Source organism: Paraburkholderia sp. BR13439 (assembly GCF_040948805.1).
GTDB lineage: Bacteria > Pseudomonadota > Gammaproteobacteria > Burkholderiales > Burkholderiaceae > Paraburkholderia > Paraburkholderia youngii.
The window spans coordinates 40238-59848 of sequence record NZ_JBFPKN010000001.1 but is presented as its reverse complement, the minus strand read 5'-3'; the positions used below and the strand labels follow the sequence as shown (position 1 = coordinate 59848).

Below are 19611 nucleotides of genomic sequence, written 5' to 3'. Positions count from 1 at the left end.
TCGCCGCTGACGACGGGTTCGAGAAACGCGGCGGCGCAATGCAACCGCCCGCCGCGCGTCACTCGTGCGCGGGTAGCTAAGCTTCGTCCGGCGCTGCGATTCCGTTGAAGCCGATTCCCGGTCCGAGCATGAAATCGTCGCTGACGTGCGTCGGCAGCGTTTCGCGCGCGACGTCGAGCCACGCGCGCGCCGCGTGCGACAGATAGCCGTTGCGGCGCCAGCCGATCGCCATTTCCCACGGGATCTCCGGTTCGACGACCGGGCGGCAGGTGAACTGCGCGGGGTCGAGCCGACGGCAATAGGGCGCCGGCAGCAGCGCGATGCCGACGCCGGCCAGCACCAGCGCCGCCATGAAGTCCCAATGCCCGCTACGCCCGACGATAGCCGGCGCAAATCCCGCCGCGCGGCACGCGTTCAGCACGACGTCGTTCAACGCGAGGCTCTCGCCGTAAAACACGAACGGCTCGTTCGCGAGCTGCGCGAGCGGCACCTCGTTCAACGCATCCCAGCGCGAGCCGGTGCGCGCGACGAGCCACAGCAACTGGCGCGACATCGGCAGCACGTCGATGTTGTCGGGATCGACCGGCTGCAACACCCCGCCGAGTTCCAGCTCGCCGTTGATCAGCGCGGCTTCGATCGCGCGCGAGCCCTGCTCGAACAGCTTCAGTTCGATCTTCGGATAGCGCTGGCGGAACGCGGCGATTGCGGGGGTGAAGAGCTCGCCGCCCATCGGCGGGATGCCGATTGCGAGTTCACCGCGCCCAAGGGTGTCGAGATCGTTCAGTTCGGCCTGCAATTGCGCGTGCGCGGCGAGCACGTCCTGGCCGCGCTGATAGACGATCCGGCCGACGTCGGTCAGCACCATCTGACGGCCGTCGCGCAGCAGCAGCGGCGAGCCGATTTCATCTTCCAGCGACTTGACCATCTTGCTGATGGTCGGCTGCGTGACGAACATCTGCTCGGCGGCGACTGTGAAGCTCTGTTGACGGACTACTTCGACGAAATAGCGCAGCGCGCGGAGTTCCATGATCGCGGCCTCCAGAATTCCAGTTTGGAATGGTTCCGATGATTGTAAGTCATTTTGTTTATGGCGCGATGCGCCCCATACTGAGTGCCTTCCGAGTCAGCCAGGGAATGCCATGTCCACCCCAGTTTTCGCCCGTTCCGTGCCTCCCGCCGATGGCGGTTCGAGCGGCGGCGCGGGTGGCTTCGGCCGGGTTGCACGCATCGCCGTGCAAAGCGCCGCGATCGCCGCGCTGTGGATGGGCGCGGATTTCATCGTGCGCCGGCTGCATCTGCCGGTGCCGGGCGGCGTGCTCGGCCTCGTCGTGCTGCTCGCGCTGCTGTTCTGCGGCGGCGTCGCGCCGCGCTGGGTCAAGGCCGGCGCGGACTGGCTGCTGTCCGACATGCTGCTGTTCTTCATTCCGGCCGCGGTCGCCGCTGTGCAATACGGCGGCCTGTTCCGCGCGGACGGCTGGCGCCTCGCGCTGGTCGTGATCGCCGGCACGCTGATGGTGATGGTCGCGGTGGCGTTCGCCGTCGATCAGGCCGCGCGCGTCGAACGACGTTTCGCGCTGCGCCGGGTGCGGCTTGCGCGCGAGGCAGGCAGTCTGTCGCGCGAGCGCCGATGAACCCGCAGTTTTTCGCTTCGCTGCGGGCCGACGATGCCTCTCGCCTGATCGCGGCAGGCTGCCTCGTGCTGACGATCGCGCTGTATTTCGCGTCGAAGGCGTTGTATGCGCGCGTGCGCTCGCCGTGGCTCACGCCGATGCTGACCGTGCCGGCCGCGCTCGTTGCGATCGTCGCGCTCGCGCACATTCCGTATTCGCTGTACTTCGAGGACACGCGCTGGCTGATGTGGCTGCTCGGCCCCGCGACGGTCGCGTTCGCCGTGCCGATCTACGAGTACCGCGCACTGCTGAAGCGCCACTGGATCTCGCTGTCCGTCGGCGTGACGGTGGGCATTCTGGTCGGCGTCGGCGGCTCTCTGATGCTCGCGAAGCTGCTGCATCTGTCGCCGGAATTGCAGCGCAGCCTGATGACACGCTCGGTGTCGACGCCGTTCGCGCTCGCCGTGTCCGACCGGATTCACGCGCCGAAGGACCTGAGCGCGCTGTTCGTGATCGCAACGGGCGTCTGCGGCATGCTGTTCGGCGAACTCGTGCTCGCGTTCATGCCGCTGCGCACGCGGCTCGCGCGCGGCGCGCTGTTCGGCGCGGCCGCGCACGGCGTCGGCACCGCCAAGGCACGCGAGCTCGGCAGCGAGGAGGGCGTGGTGTCCAGCCTGACGATGATGATCGCCGGCGTCGCGATGGTGGTGCTCGCGCCGATGCTGGGACTGCTGCCGATCTGAACCAGCGCGCCACGCCATCCCGCGCACGCCGAAGTCATCTCGATTTGCTACAATCGCCGTTCGTCTTCGAGGAGCGTTGCGACGGGTACCGCGAATCCGCATTCGCCGGCCGCCCGCCAGGCTCGAAGGCTTCAATCGGCAGCATGGAATGCGCATCACGCGAATCCGTGCGTTGCCTCAAACCGCGCTCACGTCACATTTCTAGTCAATTTCTTAGAAAGGAGGGCGTGATGAACGCCGCAGTCATCGATTCCCAAAAGCAGGATTACGTTGTTGCCGACATGTCGCTCGCCGCTTGGGGCCGCAAGGAACTCACGATCGCCGAGACCGAAATGCCCGGCCTCATGCAAACGCGTGAAGAGTACAAGGCGCAGCAGCCGCTGAAGGGCGCGCGCGTCGCCGGCTCGCTGCACATGACGATCCAGACCGGCGTGCTGATCGAGACGCTGACCGCGCTCGGCGCCGACGTGCGCTGGGCCTCGTGCAACATCTTCTCGACCCAGGACCACGCCGCCGCCGCGATCGCGCAGGCCGGCACGCCGGTGTTCGCGTTCAAGGGCGAATCGCTCGACGAATACTGGGAGTTCTCGCACCGCATCTTCGAATGGCCGAACGGCGAGTTCGCCAACATGATTCTCGATGACGGCGGCGACGCAACGCTGCTGCTGATCCTCGGCTCGAAGGCCGAAAAAGACCGCTCGGTGATCGCCAAGCCGACCAACGAGGAAGAGATCGCGCTGTACAAGTCGATCGCCGCGCACCTCGAGATCGACCCGACGTGGTACTCGAAGCGCCTCGCGGCGATCAAGGGCGTCACCGAAGAAACCACCACCGGCGTGCATCGTCTGTACCAGATGGAAAAGGAAGGCCGTCTGCCGTTCCCGGCCATCAACGTCAACGACTCGGTCACGAAGTCGAAGTTCGACAACCTGTACGGCTGCCGCGAGTCGCTCGTCGACGGCATCAAGCGCGCGACCGACGTGATGATTGCGGGCAAGATCGCGGTCGTGGCCGGTTACGGCGACGTGGGCAAGGGCTGCGCGCAATCGCTGCGTGGTCTGGGGGCGACCGTGTGGGTCACCGAAATCGATCCGATCTGCGCACTGCAAGCGGCGATGGAAGGCTACCGCGTCGTGACGATGGAATACGCGGCGGATAAAGCCGACATCTTCGTGACCGCGACCGGCAACTACCACGTGATCAACCACGATCACATGAAGGCGATGCGTCATAACGCGATCGTCTGCAACATCGGCCACTTCGACTCGGAAATCGACGTCGCGTCGACGCGTCAGTACCAGTGGGAAAACATCAAGCCGCAAGTCGACCACATCATTTTCCCGGACGGCAAGCGCGTGATCCTGCTGGCCGAAGGCCGTCTCGTGAACCTCGGCTGCGCGACGGGCCACCCGTCGTTCGTGATGTCGAACTCGTTCACGAACCAGACCCTCGCGCAGATTGAACTGTTCACGCAGGGCGCGAAGTACGAAAACAAGGTGTACGTGCTGCCGAAGCATCTCGACGAAAAGGTCGCGCGTTTGCACCTGGCGCGTATCGGCGCGAACCTGACCGTGCTGTCCGACGCGCAGGCCGGCTACATCGGCGTCGACAAGAACGGTCCGTTCAAGCCGAACCACTATCGCTACTAAGTAGGCGGCCGCCCGCAGGTTCGAGGCGCGCTTCGCGCGCCCGGCCAAGCGGACGGCGGTGAAAAGTTTGACGGTCTGATCCCGGGGCGGCGCGCAATGCGCCGCTTTGTTCGACAGCGCCGCTTTTCATTTGCTGGACATCTTCCCCGCACAGGTGCTTACAAGGAGTTCTAACATGACCGTGCTGCTGACCTGGCTCATCAACGCGCTCGCGCTGCTGATCATCACCTACATCGTTCCGTCGATCCACATCCGTAGCTTCGGCACCGCGCTGATCGTCGCTATCGTGCTCGGTCTCATCAATGCGGTGATTCGGCCGGTACTGATCCTGCTGACGCTGCCCGTCACGATCCTCACGCTCGGACTCTTCATTCTGGTCGTCAATGCGCTGTGCTTCTGGCTGTGCGCATCGCTGCTGAAGGGCTTCGAGGTGTCGGGCTTCTGGTCGGCGTTCTTCGGCTCGATCCTGTACAGCATCGTGTCGTGGCTGCTGTCCGCGCTCATTTTCGGCAACCGCAGTCTCGGTTGACCTTATTGACTATGAATCCGATCGAACTCTCATTCGAATTCTTCCCGCCGAAAACGCAGGAAGGCATCGACAAACTGCGCGCGACCCGCGCGCAACTCGTGTCGCTCAAGCCGAAGTTCGTGTCCGTCACGTTCGGCGCCGGCGGCTCGACCCAGCAAGGCACGCTCGATACCGTCATCGACATGGCGAAGGAAGGGCTCGAGGCGGCGCCGCACCTGTCGTGCATCGGCTCGTCGAAGGAAAGCCTGCGCGCGATTCTTAACGAGTACCGCGCGCACGGCATCCGCCATATCGTCGCGCTGCGCGGCGATCTGCCCTCGGGCATGGGCGCGGTCGGCGAGCTGCGCTATGCATCGGAGCTCGTCAGCTTCATCCGTGCCGAGTTCGGCGACTGGTTCTGGATCGAGGTGGCCGGCTATCCGGAATACCATCCGCAGTCGCGCTCGCCGCGTCACGATCTGGAGAATTTCGCGCGCAAGGTAAAGGCCGGCGCGAACTCGGCGATCACGCAGTACTTCTTCAACGCGGACGCGTACTTCCGTTTCGTCGACGATGCGCGCCAGCTCGGCGTCGACGTGCCGATCGTGCCCGGCATCATGCCGATCACGAACTTCTCGCAGCTGATGCGCTTCTCCGAAATGTGCGGCGCCGAAGTGCCGCGCTGGATCGCGCGCCGGCTCGAGAGCTTCGGCGATGACCGCGAGTCGATCCGCGCGTTCGGGCTCGACGTGGTGACGGATCTGTGTCAACGGCTCGTCGACGCGAAGGTGCCCGGCCTGCACTTCTATACGCTGAACGCGGCCACCTCGACCAGGGCGATCTGCGAACGGCTCGCCGTGTAACGGCCATGCACGCGCGGCCGCAACGGCCGCGCGGTCCCCGCCAGTCCGGCGTGGGTCTCGAATTTGTCCCAAATAGCGTGGTAAGTCCCTGTTGAAGCTCATTTTTGGGCTGTCTATCATCGAAAAGCAGCTACCCCGGCTGCTGTGCGGAGGACGATATGACAGTGACAAGAATGACTGCGGCACACCGACTGTTCGCGCTTCACCAGTTCTGCCTGCCGGCTCTCGCCGCGCTCGCGGTCGCTACGAGCGGCCTCGCGCCCGCCGCGTCGCAGGCGGCCTCGCTGCCCGACAAGACGCTGATTTTCTGCTCCGAAGGCAGCCCGGCGGGCTTCGATACCGCGCAATACACGACCAGCGTCGAGTTCAGCGCCGGCTCGTACACGGTCTATAACCGGCTGGTCGAATTTGCGCATGGCAGCACGGACATCGAGCCGGGACTCGCCGAAAAGTGGGACGTGTCGCCCGACGGCCTCACCTATACGTTCCATCTGCGCCGCGGCGTCAAATTCCAGACCACGCCGTATTTCAAGCCGACCCGCGAATTCAACGCGGACGACGTCGTGTTCACCTACGAGCGCATGCTCGATCCCGAGAATCCGTTCCGCAAGGCGTATCCGGTCAATTTCCCGTACTTCAACGACCTCGGTCTCGCGAAGAACATCGCCAAAATCGAGAAGGTCGACCCGTACACGGTGCGCTTCACGCTGAAGGAAGTCGACGCACCGTTCCTGCAGCAGATCGCGATGCCGTTCGCATCGATCCTGTCGGCTGAATACACGGATCAGCTGCTGAAGGCGGGCAAGGCGTCGGATATCAACCAATACCCGGTCGGCACCGGTCCGTTCATCTTCCGCAGCTATACGAAGGACGACACGATCCGCTTCGACGGCAATCCCGACTACTGGAAGCCGGGCGTCGCGAAGGTCGGCAAGCTGATCTTCGCGATCACCGTCGATCCGGCCGTGCGCCTGCAAAAGCTGAAGCGCGGCGAATGTCAGGTGATGTCGTATCCGCGCCCGGCCGACATCCCGACCGTGAAGGCCGATGGCTCGCTCGCGATGCCGAGCGAAGTGGGCTTCAACCTCGGCTATATCGCGTACAACACGACCAAAAAGCCGCTCGACAACGTGCTCGTGCGCCGCGCGCTCGACATGTCGGTCAACAAGAAGGCGATCATCGAAGCGGTCTACCAGGGTGCGGGCCAGCTCGCGACCAACCCGATGCCGCCGACGCAATGGGGCTACGACAAGAGCCTGAAGGACGCGCCGTACGACGTCGACAAAGCGAAAGCGCTGCTGAAGGAGGCCGGCTACCCCGACGGCTTCGAGCTGACGCTGTGGGCGATGCCGGTGCAGCGCCCGTATAACCCGAACGCGCGCCTGATGGCCGAAATGCTGCAGTCTGACTGGGCGAAGATCGGCGTCAAGGTGAATATCGCCACGTACGAGTGGGGCGAGTACATCCGCCGCGCGCATGCCGGCGAGCATCAGGCGATGCTGATCGGATGGACGGGTGACTACGGCGACCCCGACAACTGGCTCGGCGTGTTGCTCGGCTGCGACGCGGTCAACGGCAGCAACTTCTCGAAGTGGTGCTACAAGCCTTACGACGATCTGATCAAGCAGGGCCGCAGCACCACCAGGATGCCCGATCGGCTGAAGGCCTACACCCAGGCTCAGGAAATCTTCAAGGACCAGGTGCCGTTCACGCCGATCGCGCATTCGACCGTGTATCAGCCGATCAGCAAGAACGTGACGGGCTTCAAGATCGATCCGTTCGGACCGACGCAATTCCTGGAGGTCGGGGTGAAGTAAGCGGACGCGGCGCGCTTTTTGCGCCGCTTTCGTCGCCGGGCGGCTCGAATGGGCCGTCCGGACCGCGACAGTACCGCGGCAAAACGTTTGCACGAAGTGTTTCCTATCGTCAACAGAGGGATTTTGCTCCGCTTGGTGGCCGGCCCAAGCTCAAGTAATATCCCGCTACGCCGGCGCAAGCCGGCCCTGAACCTGGAGGAAACATGAAGCAAAACAGTCTGTTGCGCGTCGCGCGTGCGTCTACGCTCGTCGCAGCCGCAGCGGCATCCCTGCTTGGCGTCACGAGCGCGCAGGCCGCTGGGATTCCGAACAAAACCCTCGTTTACTGCTCGGAAGGCAGTCCCGCGGGTTTCGATCCGGCCCAATACACCACGGGCGTCGACTTCACGGCCAACACGTTCACCGTCTATAACCGCCTCGTCGAATTCGAGCGCGGCGGCACCAAGGTCGAGCCCGGCCTCGCCGAGAAGTGGGACGTGTCGCCTGATGGCAAGACCTACACGTTCCATCTGCGTCACGGCGTGAAGTTCCAGACCACCTCGTTCTTCAAGCCGACGCGCGAATTCAACGCGGACGACGTGGTGTTCTCGTTCCAGCGCATGCTCGACCCGAACCAGCCGTTTCGCAAGGCGTATCCGGTGCAGTTCCCGTACTTCACCGACATGGGCCTCGACAAGCTGATCACGAGCGTCGAGAAGGTCGACCCGTACACGGTCAAGTTCACGCTGAAGGAAGTCAACGCGCCGTTCATCCAGAATCTGGCGATGGAATACGCGTCGATCCTGTCGGCCGAATATGCGGATCAACTGCTGAAGGCAGGCAAGGCCGCCGATATCAATCAGTTCCCGGTCGGCACCGGTCCGTTCATCTTCCGCAGCTACACGAAGGACGCGACGATCCGCTTCGACGGCAATCCGGAATACTGGAAGCCGAACGCGGTGAAGATCTCGAAGCTGATCTTCTCGATCACGCCGGACGCCGGCGTGCGCGTGCAGAAGATCAAGCGCGACGAATGCCAGGTGATGAGCTATCCGCGCCCGGCAGATATCGCGCCGCTGAAGGCCGAGCCGAACATCGACATGCCGTCGCAGCCGGGCTTCAACCTCGGCTACCTCGCGTACAACGTGACTCACAAGCCGGTAGACAAGCTCGAAGTGCGTCAGGCGCTCGACATGGCGATCAACAAGAAGGCGATCATCGACTCGGTCTACCAGGGCGCGGGCCAGCTCGCGACGAACCCGATGCCGCCGACGCAATGGTCGTTCGTCAAGAACCTGCCGGCCGCCTCGTACGATTCGGCCAAGGCGAAGGATCTGCTCGCGAAGGCCGGCTACCCGAACGGCTTCGACATCACGCTGTGGGCGATGCCCGTGCAGCGCGCGTACAACCCGAACGCGCGCCTGATGGCGGAAATGATCCAGGCGGACTGGGCGAAGATCGGCGTGAAGGCGAAGATCGTCACGTACGAGTGGGGTGAGTACATCAAGCGCGCGCACGCGGGCGAACAGGACTCGATGCTGATCGGCTGGACCGGCGACAACGGCGATCCGGACAACTGGCTCGGCACGCTGCTCGGCTGCGAGGCGATCAACGGCAACAACTTCTCGAAGTGGTGCTACAAGCCGTTCGACGAGCTGATCCAGAAGGGCCGCACGACCTCGGACGTGGCGACGCGCACGAAGATCTACGGCGACGCGCAGCATATCTTCGCGGAGCAGTTGCCGTTCTCGCCGGTCGCGCACTCGACCGTCTATCAGCCGGTCAGCAAGAAGGTGGTCGACATGCGGATCGAACCGCTCGGCTACGCGCGCTTCGACGGTGTCAGCGTCAAGTAATTCGTAAAGTTCGCACAGTACGCCGCAATACAGTACGCTTTTCGCACGGTTAGAAAACTGGTCGAAATGGTCCGGCGACCGGGGTCACGAGCCCTCGTCGCCGGTTGCGTTTTTTCATCACCAGTACCATAGGAGCGAACCATGTTCCGCTTCGTTTTGCGCCGCATCGGCATGGTGATACCGACGTTCATCGGCATCACGATCCTCGCGTTCGCGCTGATTCACCTGATCCCGGGGGACCCCATCGAAGTGATGATGGGCGAGCGCGGCGTCGATCCGGCCATGCACGCGGCCGCGATGCACCGCCTCGGGCTCGACGAGCCCCTGCCAATCCAGTACTTCCACTACATCGGCCGCGCCCTGCACGGCAACCTCGGCACCTCGATCATCACCAACACCAGCGTGATGGGCGAATTCCTCGCGCGCTTTCCCGCCACGGTCGAACTGTCGTTCTGCGCAATGCTGTTCGCGCTGATCGTCGGCCTGCCGGCGGGCGTGTTCGCGGCGCTGAGGCGCGGCACGGTGGTCGATCACGGCGTGATGGGCACCGCGCTGACCGGCTACTCGATGCCGATCTTCTGGTGGGGCTTGATCCTCATCATGGTGTTCTCGGTCAAGCTCGGCTTGACGCCGGTGTCGGGCCGCATCGCGGTCGAATACGACATCCCGCACGTGACCGGCTTCATGCTGATCGACTCGCTGATGTCCACCGACGAAGGCGCGTTCACGTCCGCGCTCAGTCACCTGATCCTCCCCGCGATCGTGCTCGGCACGATTCCGCTCGCGGTCGTCGCGCGCATGACGCGCTCGTCGATGCTCGAAGTGCTGCGCGAGGACTACATCCGCACCGCGCGCGCGAAGGGGCTGTCGCCGGGACGCGTGATCGTCGTGCATGCGCTGCGCAATGCGCTGATTCCGGTCGTCACCGTGATTGGTTTGCAGGTCGGCACGCTGCTTGCGGGCGCGGTGCTGACCGAAACGCTGTTTTCATGGCCGGGCATCGGCAAATGGCTGATCGATGCGATCGGCCGGCGCGATTATCCGGTCGTGCAGGGCGGTATCCTGCTGATCGCGACGCTGGTGATCGTCGTGAACCTCGTCGTCGATCTGTTGTACGGCGTGCTCAACCCGCGCATTCGCCATACGAGGTAATCACGACCATGGCTGACATTCAAAACACCGTCCCCCAGGCGGTCACCCCACCGAGCGGCCGCGCCATCGCGGCACGCGAATTCTGGGCGAACTTCTCGCGCAACCGTGGCGCGGTCGGCGCGGGCATCATCGTGCTGGTGCTGATCTTCATCGCGATCTTCGCGCCGCTGATCGCGCCGCATAGCCCGATCGAGCAGTACCGCGACTCGGTGAAGATTCCGCCCGCGTGGCTCGACGGCGGCAACTGGAAGTTCATTCTCGGCACCGACGAAGCGGGCCGCGACATCCTCTCGCGTCTGATGTACGGCGCGCGGTTGTCGTTCTGGATCGGCTTCGTGTCGGTGGTGCTCGCGCTGATTCCGGGCATCGTGCTCGGGCTGATCGCCGCGTTCTTCGAGAAATGGGCCGACACGCCGATCATGCGCATCATGGACGTGCTGCTCGCGCTGCCGTCGCTGCTGCTCGCGGTCGCGGTAGTCGCGATCATCGGTCCGGGCCTCGTCAACACGATGCTCGCGATCGCGATCGTCGCGCTGCCGGGCTATGTGCGTCTGACGCGCGCGTCCGCGCAAGGCGAATTGCAGAAGGAGTACGTGACCGCCTCGCGCGTTGCCGGTGCGGGCACCTTGCGGCTGATGTTCTCGCAGGTGCTGCCGAACTGCACCGCGCCGCTGATCGTGCAGGCTACGCTCGGCTTCTCGTCGGCGATTCTCGATGCCGCGGCGCTCGGCTTCCTCGGCCTCGGCGTGCAACCGCCGTCGGCGGAGTGGGGCGCGATGCTCGCGTCGGCGCGCGATTACATCGACAGCGCATGGTGGATCGTCACGATGCCTGGCCTGTCCATCCTGATCTCGGTGCTTGCGATCAACCTGCTCGGCGACGGGCTGCGCGACGCGCTCGACCCCAAACTGAAACGGATGGCCTGATCATGAGCAAGCTACTGACCATCCGCAATCTCGCGGTCAATTTCGGCGGCCTGCCCGCGGTCGACCGCATCAATCTGGACATCGCACCGGGCGAAGTGGTCGGCGTGGTCGGCGAATCGGGCTCGGGCAAGAGCGTGACGATGATGGCGCTGATGGGCCTGATCGACGCGCCCGGCAAGGTCACCGCCGACGAAATCACGTTCGACGGCAAGAACCTGCTGAACGCCTCCGCGAAGGAACGCCGCAAGATCATCGGCAAGGACATCGCGATGGTGTTCCAGGACGCGCTGACGAGTCTGAATCCGAGCTACACGGTCGGCTATCAGATCAAGGAAGTGCTGAAGCTGCACGAAGGTCTGCGCGGCAGCGCGCTCGACAAACGCGCGCTCGAACTGCTCGACCAGGTCGGCATTCCCGATGCGAAGAACCGCATCGGCTCGTTCCCGCATCAGATGTCGGGCGGCATGAACCAGCGCGTGATGATCGCGATGGCGATCGCCTGCAACCCGAAGCTGCTGATCGCCGACGAACCGACCACCGCGCTCGACGTGACGATCCAGGCGCAGATCATGGAACTGCTGATGCGCCTGCAGAAGGAACGCGGCATGGCGCTCGTGCTGATTTCTCACGATCTGGCGGTGGTGTCCGAGGTCGCGCAGCGCGTCGCCGTGATGTACGCGGGTGAAGTGATCGAGACGAACAAGGTGCCCGACATCTTCGCCGCGCCCCATCATCCGTACACGGAAGCGCTGCTGGCCGCGATTCCCGAGCACAACGTGGGCGCGGTGCGGCTCGCAGCGCTGCCGGGCATGGTGCCGGGCCGCGACGACCGGCCCAAGGGCTGTCTGTTCGCGCCGCGCTGCAAGTACGTGGTCGACGACTGCATGAAGGCGCGCCCCGCGCTCGCTGCGCTGCCCGCCCATGCGGAGTTCACGCGCGTGCGCTGCATCAAGCCGCTGAACCTCGAGAAGGACGCCAACGTTCACACGCAAGGAGGCGCCCGATGAGCGCAGTACCCGAAACCCGTCGCCAGTCGGATCGTCCTGGCGATCACGTGCTCGTCGCCGATCAGCTCGCGCGCTACTACGACGTCAAGCGCGGCCTGTTCGCGCACGGCACGGTGAAGGCGCTGAACGGCGTGTCGTTCGCGCTCGAACGCGGCAAGACGCTGGCGGTGGTCGGCGAGTCCGGCTGCGGCAAGTCGACGCTCGCGCGCCAGCTGACGATGATCGAAACGCCGAGCGCGGGCCGCCTGCTGATCGATGGTGAGGACGTGGCCGGCGCGAATCACGAGAAGATCGCCGCGCTCAGGCGGCGCGTGCAGATGGTGTTCCAGAACCCGTTTGCGTCGCTCAATCCGCGCAAGACCGTCGAGCAAACGCTCGGCGAACCGCTCGCGATCAACACGCAGATGAGCGCGACCGAGCGCGCCGAGCGCATCGCGCAGATGATGCGCACGGTCGGCCTGCGGCCCGAGCACGCGAAGCGCTATCCGCACATGTTCTCCGGCGGCCAGCGTCAGCGGGTCGCGATCGCGCGCGCGATGATCCTCGATCCGCAGATCGTCGTCGCCGACGAACCTGTGTCCGCGCTCGACGTGTCGATCCAGGCGCAGATCCTGAACCTGTTCATGGACCTGCAGGATGAGTTCAAGACGAGCTACGTGTTCATCTCGCACAACCTGTCTGTGGTCGAGCATATCGCCGACGACGTGATGGTCATGTACTTCGGCGGCGTCGCCGAGCTCGGCGACAAGAAGCGCATCTTCTCGAAGCCGCGCCATCCGTACACGCGCGCGCTGATGTCGGCGACCCCGTCGATCTTCGAGGCGGACCGCACGATCAAGATCAAGCTGCAAGGCGAAATGCCGTCGCCGCTGAATCCGCCGTCGGGCTGCACGTTCCATCAGCGCTGCCCGTACGTGATAGATCGTTGCCGCAGCGAGGTGCCGAAGCTGCGTGAAGTGGACGGGCGCCTCGTCTCGTGTCACCGCGCCGAAGAGGTGGGGGACGTGGATGCCTGATGGGGTGGCGGCGCGTCGTCTTGCGCGCCGCTTGTGTGAAGGCGGCTCGATAGCCGGCTTCGCGCGGCGCCGCGGGGCGCGTGCGCCGGGAGGCGCCGCGCCCTGCGGCGCATTTGCTGGAAGCTTCTTCAGCGAGTTTTTTCGCACGTTTTTCTGCGCGGTTGTCGATGCGCTCGCGCGCGCCTTTTGCTCCGTAGTTCTTCCCGCGTCGCTGTCCGCTTTTTTGCGCGTAGGCTGCGCGCTGTCGGTCGGCGCGGCCGTGCCCGGCATCGCTGACGCAGCCGGCGCGGCGGCCAATACGCCAGCCCCCGCGGCCCAGGCGGCCCGACCGGCGGTTAATGTGCCAGCCACGCCACCGCCGTCGATTGCGCCGCCCCCGGTCCCCGGCACCACCGCGAGCGGACCGGTGCGTCAGCAACCGGCGCGCATGCCGTTCTATGTCGCGACACGCGGCAATATCACCATCTATATGCTCGGCACGCTGCACGTCGGCGATCCGGCCGACTATCCGGCGGCGCAGCCGTTCCGCGCGCCGATCCTCGCGGCGCTTGCCGCGTCGCCGACACTCGCGCTCGAACTGTCGCCCGACGAACTGCTGGTGTCGCAGGACGACGTCTCCAAGTACGGCGTGTGCAAGCACGACTGCCTGCCGGGCCTGCTGCCCGAGCCGTTGTGGCACAAGCTCGCGCTGCGGCTGCGCGGCAACCCGGCCGCGCTCGATGCGATCAAGAAGATGCGGCCGTGGCTTGCGTCGCTGGTGGTCGAGACCTACGACTCGCTGTCAGCGGGTCTGCAAACTGAGTACGGTACCGAAGCGCAATTGCAGAACGTGTATCTGAAGACGCGCGGCAAGATCGTCGGACTCGAAACGCTCGCACAGCAGATGCGTTCGTTCACCGGACTGTCGGCCGCGCAGCAGCGTGAGATGCTCGCACAGGACCTGGTGCAGACGCCGGCGCAGAACGTCCAAGACGTGCGCACGCTGCATCGGCTATGGCAGGTCGGCGATGCCGATGCGATCGCCGCGTGGCAGGCCGCCAAATCTGAGAAGCTCGCGCGCGATCCCCGCATCTCCGGTTCGATCGATAACCGGATCGTCTACGAGCGCAATCGCCGCTTCGTCGCGAAGATGCTGCAGCTCGCCGCGCCGAACAAGCCGCTGTTCGTCGCGATCGGCGCGCTGCATCTGGGTGGACCGAAGGGCGTGCTGCAGCTGTTGCGGCAGCACGGCTTCGTGGTGGAGGCGGGGTGAGCGGCGCAAGACCGCTCGCGTCTTTTCACGCGTCGCTTCTCTGAGCGACGCGCTTGTCAGCAGCGCTACAGAAACATCAAGAAATTCAACAGAAAAATATTGATCACCAGCAGCGTCAACGCCGTCGGAATCTGCGCCTTGATCACCGCATTCTTGTCGGGTAATTCGAGCAGCGCGACCGGCACCATGTTGAAGTTTGCGGCCATCGGCGTCATCAGCGTGCCGCAGTAGCCGGAGAACATGCCGATCGCGGCCATCACGGCCGGGTTGCCGTGGAATACGCCGACGAGGATCGGCACCCCGACGCCGCCCGTCATCACCGGAAACGCCGCGAAGCCGTTGCCCATCACCATCGTGAACAGCGCCATGCCGATGCAGTACACGGCCACCGCGACGAAGCGGTAGTCGAGGCTGATATACGACGTGGTCACGTGCGCGACCGCCTTGCCGACGCCCGCGTCCGAGAACACGAGGCCGAGCATGCCGAGCATCTGCGGCAGCACCGCGGCCCACGACAGCGCATCGACGAGGCGGCGCGCCTCCTTCATCGACTGACCGACCGTGTCGCGCGTGATCACGCAGGCGATCGCGAGCGCAATCACGCAGCCGATGCCGAAGCCGATCAGCGTGACGTTGGCCTTCTCGATCAACGGCACGCCGCCGAACACGAGATGGCTTGCCGCGAGCGTGATGATCACGGTGACGACCGGAATCGTCAGCGCGGGCACGAACAGCTTGTTGCGCAGTCGCGCGGCGCTCGCTTGACGCGCTTCGAGCGACAGCGTCTTCGGCTTGCCCGCGGTGACGCCGCCGAAGCCCGCGATCAGCGCCATCGCGATCACTGCGACGCCGACCACGGCCGGCGGCAGCCGGTCGCCGATCAGGAAGATCAGCGCGTAAAGAATCCAGAATCCGCCCGCGGTGAAGCGGCGCGGATGCTGGCGGTCCGTAACGATCATGCCGCCGACGATCAGCAGCACGATGCCGAGCAACCAGAACAGATAGGTGATCGTGAAGGTCATGCTTCGTCTCCGGTAGCACGTGTGGACGACGACGGTTTCGATGTGGCGGTCGCTTTCGCGCTCGAAGTACCGCCCGACACCTTGCCGCGAAATTCACGCTCGAGCCACCGGTCGAGCAGCCAGAGCCGGAAGCCATGCACGATGAACGCGCTGATCGCGGTCGGAATGCCCCACACTGCCACGTGAATCGGCTCCACGACGATGCCCGCTTCCTTCAGGAAGGTCGTCATCAGCACGATCGCTCCGAACGCGACGAAGATGTCCTCACCGAAAAAGAGCCCGACGTTGTCGGTTGCGGCCGAGAACGCGCGCAGCCGGAAGCGCACCGCGTCGCTGATCTTGCCGAAGCGGTTCTCGGTCGCGCCCTCGGCCATCGGCGCGATCAGCGGACGCACCATCTGCGGATGGCCGCCGAGCCCGGTCAGGCCGACCGCGGCGGTCAGCTCGCGCACGGCCAGATAGACGATCAACAGACGCCCGGCGGTCGCCGCCTTGATGCCGCTGATCCATGCCTGCGCACGCTCGCGCAGGCCATGTCGTTCGAGCAGGCCGATCACCGCGAGCGGCAGCAGGATGATCAGGGGGATGTTGCGCGTCTTGATGAAGCCGGTGCCGATCAGCGCGAGGATCTTTTCCGGCGGGAAATGCGCGGCGAAACCGGTGACGATCGCGGCGACGGCCACGATCAGCATCGGATTGAAGCGCAACAGAAAGCCAACGATGATGACGGCCACGCCGATGAGCGGCCATAGACTGACAGTTGTCTGCATCAGGGTCTCCAAAGAGGTTATTCAACTTCGCCGCGGGTTGCGGCTGACGTGAACCGGTGCATGCGGCCCCATGCGCCGGCGTGCTGCCGCGGCTCTGCGGCCGCGTCGAACTCTCTTTACCTGCCCCGCGGGTGCGTGTGCGTCGGCATCGGCGGGTTCGCAGCGGGCATCACCGCGCGAGGCGTGCACGGTGGCGATGCGAACGCTCAGACGCGCGCGGCGCCCGCCGGGTGCACTTCGATGCCGGCGTCGGCGAGCGCGGCGCGAATGCGTCGCGCGAACGCGAGCGCGTGCGGGCCGTCGCCGTGCAGGCAGATGGTTTGCGCCTTCAAAGGCACCCACTGTCCGTCGACGGCCTTCACGCGTTGCTCGCGGATCATCGTAAGCGTGCGCGCGAGCACTTCGTCCTCGTCGTCGAGCAGCGCGCCCGGCTCCTTGCGCGGCACCAGCGAGCCGTCGGCGCGATAGCCGCGGTCGGCGAACACTTCCTCGATCGCGGTCAGGCCCGCGTTGCGCGCGGCGCTGACGAGCCCGCTGTTGGCGAGCGCGAACACCGCCACCGACGGATCGAAGTCGTGCACCGCGGAGACGATCGCGTCGGCGATCTTCGCGTCGCGCGCGGCCTGGTTGTACAGCGCGCCGTGCGGCTTCACATGCGCGATGCGTCCGCCCTCGGCCTGCGCGATCGCCGACAGCGCGCCGAGCTGATACAGCACGCCCGCGTAGATCTCGCCCGCCGGCAGATCCATTTCCTTGCGGCCGAAATTCTCCGGATCGTTGAAGCTCGGATGCGCGCCGATGGACACGCGTTTCTGCACGGCCCAGCGCACGCAGTCGCGCATCGCGTTGGGTCCGCCCGCATGCCAGCCGCATGCGATGTTGGCCGAGCTCACGAGGTCGAGCAGCGCCTCGTCGGAGCCGCAGCCTTCGCCGAGATCGGCGTTCAGATCGATTTCCATGGGGATTCCTTTTCTCACCGTTACAGCGCCGCGAGCGCCGCCTGGCGCGTGCAACGCTCTTCATGCATCGCGATCGCGGCATCGATCTGCCGCAGATACGTGCGTTCTTCCAGCAAAGCCTGGCGCGCCTCGTAGGGCGTCGTCGGGATGAAACGGACCGCCGCGTTCAGCCGCACCTGCGCGAGCTTCCACAGATCGGCCTGGATCACCGCGCCGATCTTCGGATAGCCACCGGTGGTCTGCGCATCGCTCATCAGCACGATCGGCTGACCGTTCGGCGGCACCTGGATCGTGCCGGGCAGCACCGCGTGCGACAGTAGATCGGTCTTGTGCGTGCGTTTCAGTTCCGTGCCGGCGAGGCGGTAGCCCATGCGGTTGCTGTTAGGCGTGACGAGCCACTCGTCGGACCAGAACGACTGCTGCGCATCCGTGGTGAAGCTGTCGTATTCGGGGCCGCGCAGCACGCGAATTGGAACCGCCCACGGCACGCCGGACGGATGTCGGCCGCGCCGCAGCGGCTCGGGGACCAGCACGAACTTGCACCATGTGGGCGCCTTCACGCCGAACGCGGGCGCCTCCGGCGCGAAGCCGAGTTGGCCGCGCTGCGGCGGCGCGCCGACCGGCAGACGGTCGCCATCGTTGAGCGCGCGGCCGCCGAGTCCGCCGAAACGACCGGCGAGATCGGTGCTGCGCGAGCCGAGCATCGGCAGTACGTCGATGCCCCCCGCCACGCACACATAACCGCGCATGCCGCGCTTCGCCGCGTTCAGCACGAGTTCCTGGCCGGCCTGCACGGGCAGGCTCCACCATGAAAAGACCGGCTTGCCGTCCAGCGTCGAGCCGAAGTCGGGGCCGGCGATCGCGACGCGCGTTGCGCGCAGAAAGCGCAGCACGGTCGGGCCGAAGGTGATTTCGAGGCCGGCCGCATCCGGGCGATTGCCGACCAGCCGGTTGCCGACTTCGAGCGACAACCGGTCGAGCGCACCACTCATCGCGACACCGAGATGCCGGTAGCCGTGGCGGCCGAGGTCCTGGATCGTGGTCTGGAGACCCGCGCGGATCACGTCGATCATGCGTGCATCCCCGCGATCGTGAAGCGCACCCGGTCGCCGGGCTGCAGCAGGGTGGGCGGGCGGCGCGCCGGGTCGAACAGCGGCACCTCGGTGCGGCCGATCAGCTGCCAGCCGCCCGGCGACACCGCCGGATAGATGCCGGTCTGCTCGCCGCCGATGCCGACCGAGCCCGCCGGCACTTCGAGCCGTGGCGACGCGCGGCGCGGCGTGTGCAGCGCCGCGTCGAGCCCACCCATATAGGCGAAGCCGGGCTGAAAGCCGAGAAAGAACACCACGTAGGCGCCGCCCGCATGGCGCTCGACGACCTCGCGCGCGCTCAAGCCCGTATGTTCGGCGACCGCCTGCAGATCGGGGCCGAATGCGCCGCCGTACTGCACAGGAATTTCGACGTCGCGTCCCGGCGCGGCGACTTTGGCCGCTGCGTTCCAGGCCGTCAGCAACTGCTCGCCGAGCGCGTCGGCGTCGGTCACGAGCGGGTCGAACACGAGTGTCAGATTGTTCATGCCGGGCACGACTTCGAGCACCTGCGGCCAGTCGCGCGCGGCTTCAGCGGCGGCCCACACGCGCTGCTGGCACTCCAGCGTGGCGGGCGGGGGCGCTTCGCAGACGAGCGCGGCATCGCCGAGGGGAAAGATTCGTGGTTGGCTCATGGCTGGGCGGCCCGGATCGAGTCGGAAAATGAGCCGGACAGCGCGGCGCGTTGGCGCATGTCCGACATGGAGTCGGCGACGTTTGGAGAATACATTATCAATAAAATATCGACGATTTACCAATAAGCGTTTTCGCCAGGCTCGTCGGCGACTGGGCATCGTCGTACACTTGCGACACTTTTCCAGCCCATTTTCGTCACGGGAACCTCGTATGACGCGTCATCCCACCAAGATCGTTTCGTCGGAACACCTCGTCTCCGAGAGCAGCGCGGAGCTCTCCGAGCTCGAATACGCGCTGATCATGGCGGGCAATGCGTTCAACCGCTGGATGGTGCGCTGCATGTCGGCGGCCGGCGACAAGGACATGACCGCGATCGAGGTGTCGCTGCTGCACCACGTGAGCCATCGCGAGCGCCGCAAGAAACTCGCGGACATCTGCTTCGTGCTGAACATCGAAGACACGCACGTCGCGACTTACGCGTTGAAAAAGCTCGTAGCTAGAGGGTACGTAAAAAGCGAAAAGACCGGCAAGGAAGTGTTCTTTTCCGCCACCGACGCGGGCCGCGAGCTATGCCTGAAGTATCGCGAGGTGCGCGAAAACTGCCTGATCTCGACGCTCAAGGAAAGCGGCCTGACCAACCAGCAGATCGGCGAGGCCGCGCAGTTGATGCGCAATGCGTCGGGCCTGTACGACACGGCAGCGCGCGCGGCCGCTTCGCTGTAACGACGAAATAGCGCGCAAACGCCGCGCGTCACACG

The 19611-nt window shown here is 65.2% G+C and carries 19 protein-coding genes and 1 riboswitch; of the genes, 13 read left to right on the top strand and 6 right to left on the bottom strand.

Going from position 1 to position 19611, the window contains the following annotated elements; translation table 11 throughout:
• Positions 1 to 76: 76 nt before the first annotated feature.
• A complete protein-coding gene (locus tag AB3X96_RS00290; protein WP_176110032.1) occupies positions 77 to 1027 on the bottom strand; it encodes a LysR family transcriptional regulator in 951 nt (316 codons plus the stop codon).
• Positions 1028 to 1262: 235 nt separating this feature from the next.
• Here AB3X96_RS00290 and AB3X96_RS00285 point away from each other — a divergent pair, with 235 nt between their 5' ends.
• From AB3X96_RS00285 to AB3X96_RS00230, 12 genes are all read left to right on the top strand, one after another.
• The gene (locus tag AB3X96_RS00285) at positions 1263 to 1631 is read left to right on the top strand and encodes a CidA/LrgA family protein (RefSeq protein ID WP_368588649.1); all 369 of its coding nucleotides are present in this window, start codon (positions 1263 to 1265) and stop codon (positions 1629 to 1631) included.
• Positions 1628 to 2353, top strand: a complete 726-nt coding sequence (locus AB3X96_RS00280; protein ID WP_368588175.1) for an LrgB family protein — start codon at positions 1628 to 1630, stop codon at positions 2351 to 2353. The genes AB3X96_RS00285 and AB3X96_RS00280 overlap by 4 nt, the downstream gene beginning before the upstream one ends.
• Before the next feature lie 62 nt (positions 2354 to 2415).
• A riboswitch (S-adenosyl-L-homocysteine riboswitch) is annotated at positions 2416 to 2550 on the top strand.
• 33 nt (positions 2551 to 2583) lie between these two features.
• Positions 2584 to 4002, top strand: a complete 1419-nt coding sequence (ahcY, locus tag AB3X96_RS00275; RefSeq protein WP_176110035.1) for an adenosylhomocysteinase — start codon at positions 2584 to 2586, stop codon at positions 4000 to 4002.
• 175 nt (positions 4003 to 4177) lie between these two features.
• Positions 4178 to 4531 carry a phage holin family protein gene (locus AB3X96_RS00270; protein ID WP_368588174.1) on the top strand — a complete coding sequence of 118 codons (354 nt, stop codon included), beginning with the start codon at positions 4178 to 4180 and terminating at the stop codon, positions 4529 to 4531.
• A gap of 11 nt (positions 4532 to 4542) precedes the next feature.
• Positions 4543 to 5373 carry a methylenetetrahydrofolate reductase [NAD(P)H] gene (metF, locus tag AB3X96_RS00265; RefSeq protein ID WP_368588648.1) on the top strand — a complete coding sequence of 277 codons (831 nt, stop codon included), beginning with the start codon at positions 4543 to 4545 and terminating at the stop codon, positions 5371 to 5373.
• A gap of 173 nt (positions 5374 to 5546) precedes the next feature.
• Positions 5547 to 7190, top strand: a complete 1644-nt coding sequence (locus tag AB3X96_RS00260; RefSeq protein ID WP_368588647.1) for an ABC transporter substrate-binding protein — start codon at positions 5547 to 5549, stop codon at positions 7188 to 7190.
• A 203-nt stretch (positions 7191 to 7393) separates the two neighbouring features.
• Entirely contained in the window at positions 7394 to 9025 is a 1632-nt protein-coding gene (locus AB3X96_RS00255) for an ABC transporter substrate-binding protein (protein WP_368588173.1), read from the top strand.
• Positions 9026 to 9166: 141 nt separating this feature from the next.
• Complete coding sequence (locus AB3X96_RS00250; protein WP_176110037.1) at positions 9167 to 10177, top strand: ABC transporter permease subunit; 1011 nt, start codon at positions 9167 to 9169, stop codon at positions 10175 to 10177.
• An 8-nt stretch (positions 10178 to 10185) separates the two neighbouring features.
• A complete protein-coding gene (locus AB3X96_RS00245; protein WP_176367735.1) occupies positions 10186 to 11103 on the top strand; it encodes an ABC transporter permease subunit in 918 nt (305 codons plus the stop codon).
• Between the two features lie 2 nt (positions 11104 to 11105).
• Positions 11106 to 12110, top strand: a complete 1005-nt coding sequence (locus AB3X96_RS00240; protein ID WP_368588172.1) for an ABC transporter ATP-binding protein — start codon at positions 11106 to 11108, stop codon at positions 12108 to 12110.
• Positions 12107 to 13126 (top strand): peptide ABC transporter ATP-binding protein, encoded by a 1020-nt coding sequence (locus tag AB3X96_RS00235; RefSeq protein ID WP_368588171.1) that lies wholly within the window; start codon positions 12107 to 12109, stop codon positions 13124 to 13126. Before AB3X96_RS00240 ends, AB3X96_RS00235 begins: the two co-directional genes overlap by 4 nt.
• Positions 13119 to 14378: a TraB/GumN family protein gene (locus AB3X96_RS00230; RefSeq protein ID WP_368588170.1), complete on the top strand. Its 1260-nt coding sequence runs from the start codon at positions 13119 to 13121 to the stop codon at positions 14376 to 14378. The genes AB3X96_RS00235 and AB3X96_RS00230 overlap by 8 nt, the downstream gene beginning before the upstream one ends.
• Before the next feature lie 65 nt (positions 14379 to 14443).
• Here the strand turns inward: AB3X96_RS00230 and AB3X96_RS00225 are convergent, their stop codons facing one another.
• The 5 genes from AB3X96_RS00225 to pxpB form a co-directional block, all read right to left on the bottom strand.
• Positions 14444 to 15400 carry a DUF979 domain-containing protein gene (locus AB3X96_RS00225; protein WP_176110042.1) on the bottom strand — a complete coding sequence of 319 codons (957 nt, stop codon included), beginning with the start codon at positions 15398 to 15400 and terminating at the stop codon, positions 14444 to 14446.
• On the bottom strand, positions 15397 to 16170 hold the full coding sequence (locus AB3X96_RS00220) for a DUF969 domain-containing protein (protein WP_368588169.1): 774 nt from the start codon (positions 16168 to 16170) through the stop codon (positions 15397 to 15399). The genes AB3X96_RS00225 and AB3X96_RS00220 overlap by 4 nt, the downstream gene beginning before the upstream one ends.
• 206 nt (positions 16171 to 16376) lie before the next feature.
• Positions 16377 to 17129: a 5-oxoprolinase subunit PxpA gene (gene pxpA, locus AB3X96_RS00215; RefSeq protein WP_368588168.1), complete on the bottom strand. Its 753-nt coding sequence runs from the start codon at positions 17127 to 17129 to the stop codon at positions 16377 to 16379.
• Between the two features lie 20 nt (positions 17130 to 17149).
• Positions 17150 to 18202, bottom strand: a complete 1053-nt coding sequence (locus AB3X96_RS00210; protein WP_176110045.1) for a biotin-dependent carboxyltransferase family protein — start codon at positions 18200 to 18202, stop codon at positions 17150 to 17152.
• Positions 18199 to 18852, bottom strand: a complete 654-nt coding sequence (gene pxpB, locus AB3X96_RS00205) for a 5-oxoprolinase subunit PxpB (protein WP_368588167.1) — start codon at positions 18850 to 18852, stop codon at positions 18199 to 18201. The genes AB3X96_RS00210 and pxpB overlap by 4 nt, the downstream gene beginning before the upstream one ends.
• A gap of 211 nt (positions 18853 to 19063) precedes the next feature.
• Between pxpB and AB3X96_RS00200 the strand changes: the two genes are divergently transcribed.
• Complete coding sequence (locus AB3X96_RS00200) at positions 19064 to 19576, top strand: winged helix DNA-binding protein (RefSeq protein WP_018418717.1); 513 nt, start codon at positions 19064 to 19066, stop codon at positions 19574 to 19576.
• Positions 19577 to 19611 lie beyond the last annotated feature (35 nt).

Coding starts and splice junctions, on each gene's coding strand:
- AB3X96_RS00290 (WP_176110032.1), bottom strand. CDS start 1,027: ATGGAACTCCGCGCGCTGCGCTATTTCGTCGAAGTAGTCCGTCAACAG.
- AB3X96_RS00285 (WP_368588649.1), top strand. CDS start 1,263: ATGGGCGCGGATTTCATCGTGCGCCGGCTGCATCTGCCGGTGCCGGGC.
- AB3X96_RS00280 (WP_368588175.1), top strand. CDS start 1,628: ATGAACCCGCAGTTTTTCGCTTCGCTGCGGGCCGACGATGCCTCTCGC.
- ahcY (WP_176110035.1), top strand. CDS start 2,584: ATGAACGCCGCAGTCATCGATTCCCAAAAGCAGGATTACGTTGTTGCC.
- AB3X96_RS00270 (WP_368588174.1), top strand. CDS start 4,178: ATGACCGTGCTGCTGACCTGGCTCATCAACGCGCTCGCGCTGCTGATC.
- metF (WP_368588648.1), top strand. CDS start 4,543: ATGAATCCGATCGAACTCTCATTCGAATTCTTCCCGCCGAAAACGCAG.
- AB3X96_RS00260 (WP_368588647.1), top strand. CDS start 5,547: ATGACTGCGGCACACCGACTGTTCGCGCTTCACCAGTTCTGCCTGCCG.
- AB3X96_RS00255 (WP_368588173.1), top strand. CDS start 7,394: ATGAAGCAAAACAGTCTGTTGCGCGTCGCGCGTGCGTCTACGCTCGTC.
- AB3X96_RS00250 (WP_176110037.1), top strand. CDS start 9,167: ATGTTCCGCTTCGTTTTGCGCCGCATCGGCATGGTGATACCGACGTTC.
- AB3X96_RS00245 (WP_176367735.1), top strand. CDS start 10,186: ATGGCTGACATTCAAAACACCGTCCCCCAGGCGGTCACCCCACCGAGC.
- AB3X96_RS00240 (WP_368588172.1), top strand. CDS start 11,106: ATGAGCAAGCTACTGACCATCCGCAATCTCGCGGTCAATTTCGGCGGC.
- AB3X96_RS00235 (WP_368588171.1), top strand. CDS start 12,107: ATGAGCGCAGTACCCGAAACCCGTCGCCAGTCGGATCGTCCTGGCGAT.
- AB3X96_RS00230 (WP_368588170.1), top strand. CDS start 13,119: ATGCCTGATGGGGTGGCGGCGCGTCGTCTTGCGCGCCGCTTGTGTGAA.
- AB3X96_RS00225 (WP_176110042.1), bottom strand. CDS start 15,400: ATGACCTTCACGATCACCTATCTGTTCTGGTTGCTCGGCATCGTGCTG.
- AB3X96_RS00220 (WP_368588169.1), bottom strand. CDS start 16,170: ATGCAGACAACTGTCAGTCTATGGCCGCTCATCGGCGTGGCCGTCATC.
- pxpA (WP_368588168.1), bottom strand. CDS start 17,129: ATGGAAATCGATCTGAACGCCGATCTCGGCGAAGGCTGCGGCTCCGAC.
- AB3X96_RS00210 (WP_176110045.1), bottom strand. CDS start 18,202: ATGATCGACGTGATCCGCGCGGGTCTCCAGACCACGATCCAGGACCTC.
- pxpB (WP_368588167.1), bottom strand. CDS start 18,852: ATGAGCCAACCACGAATCTTTCCCCTCGGCGATGCCGCGCTCGTCTGC.
- AB3X96_RS00200 (WP_018418717.1), top strand. CDS start 19,064: ATGACGCGTCATCCCACCAAGATCGTTTCGTCGGAACACCTCGTCTCC.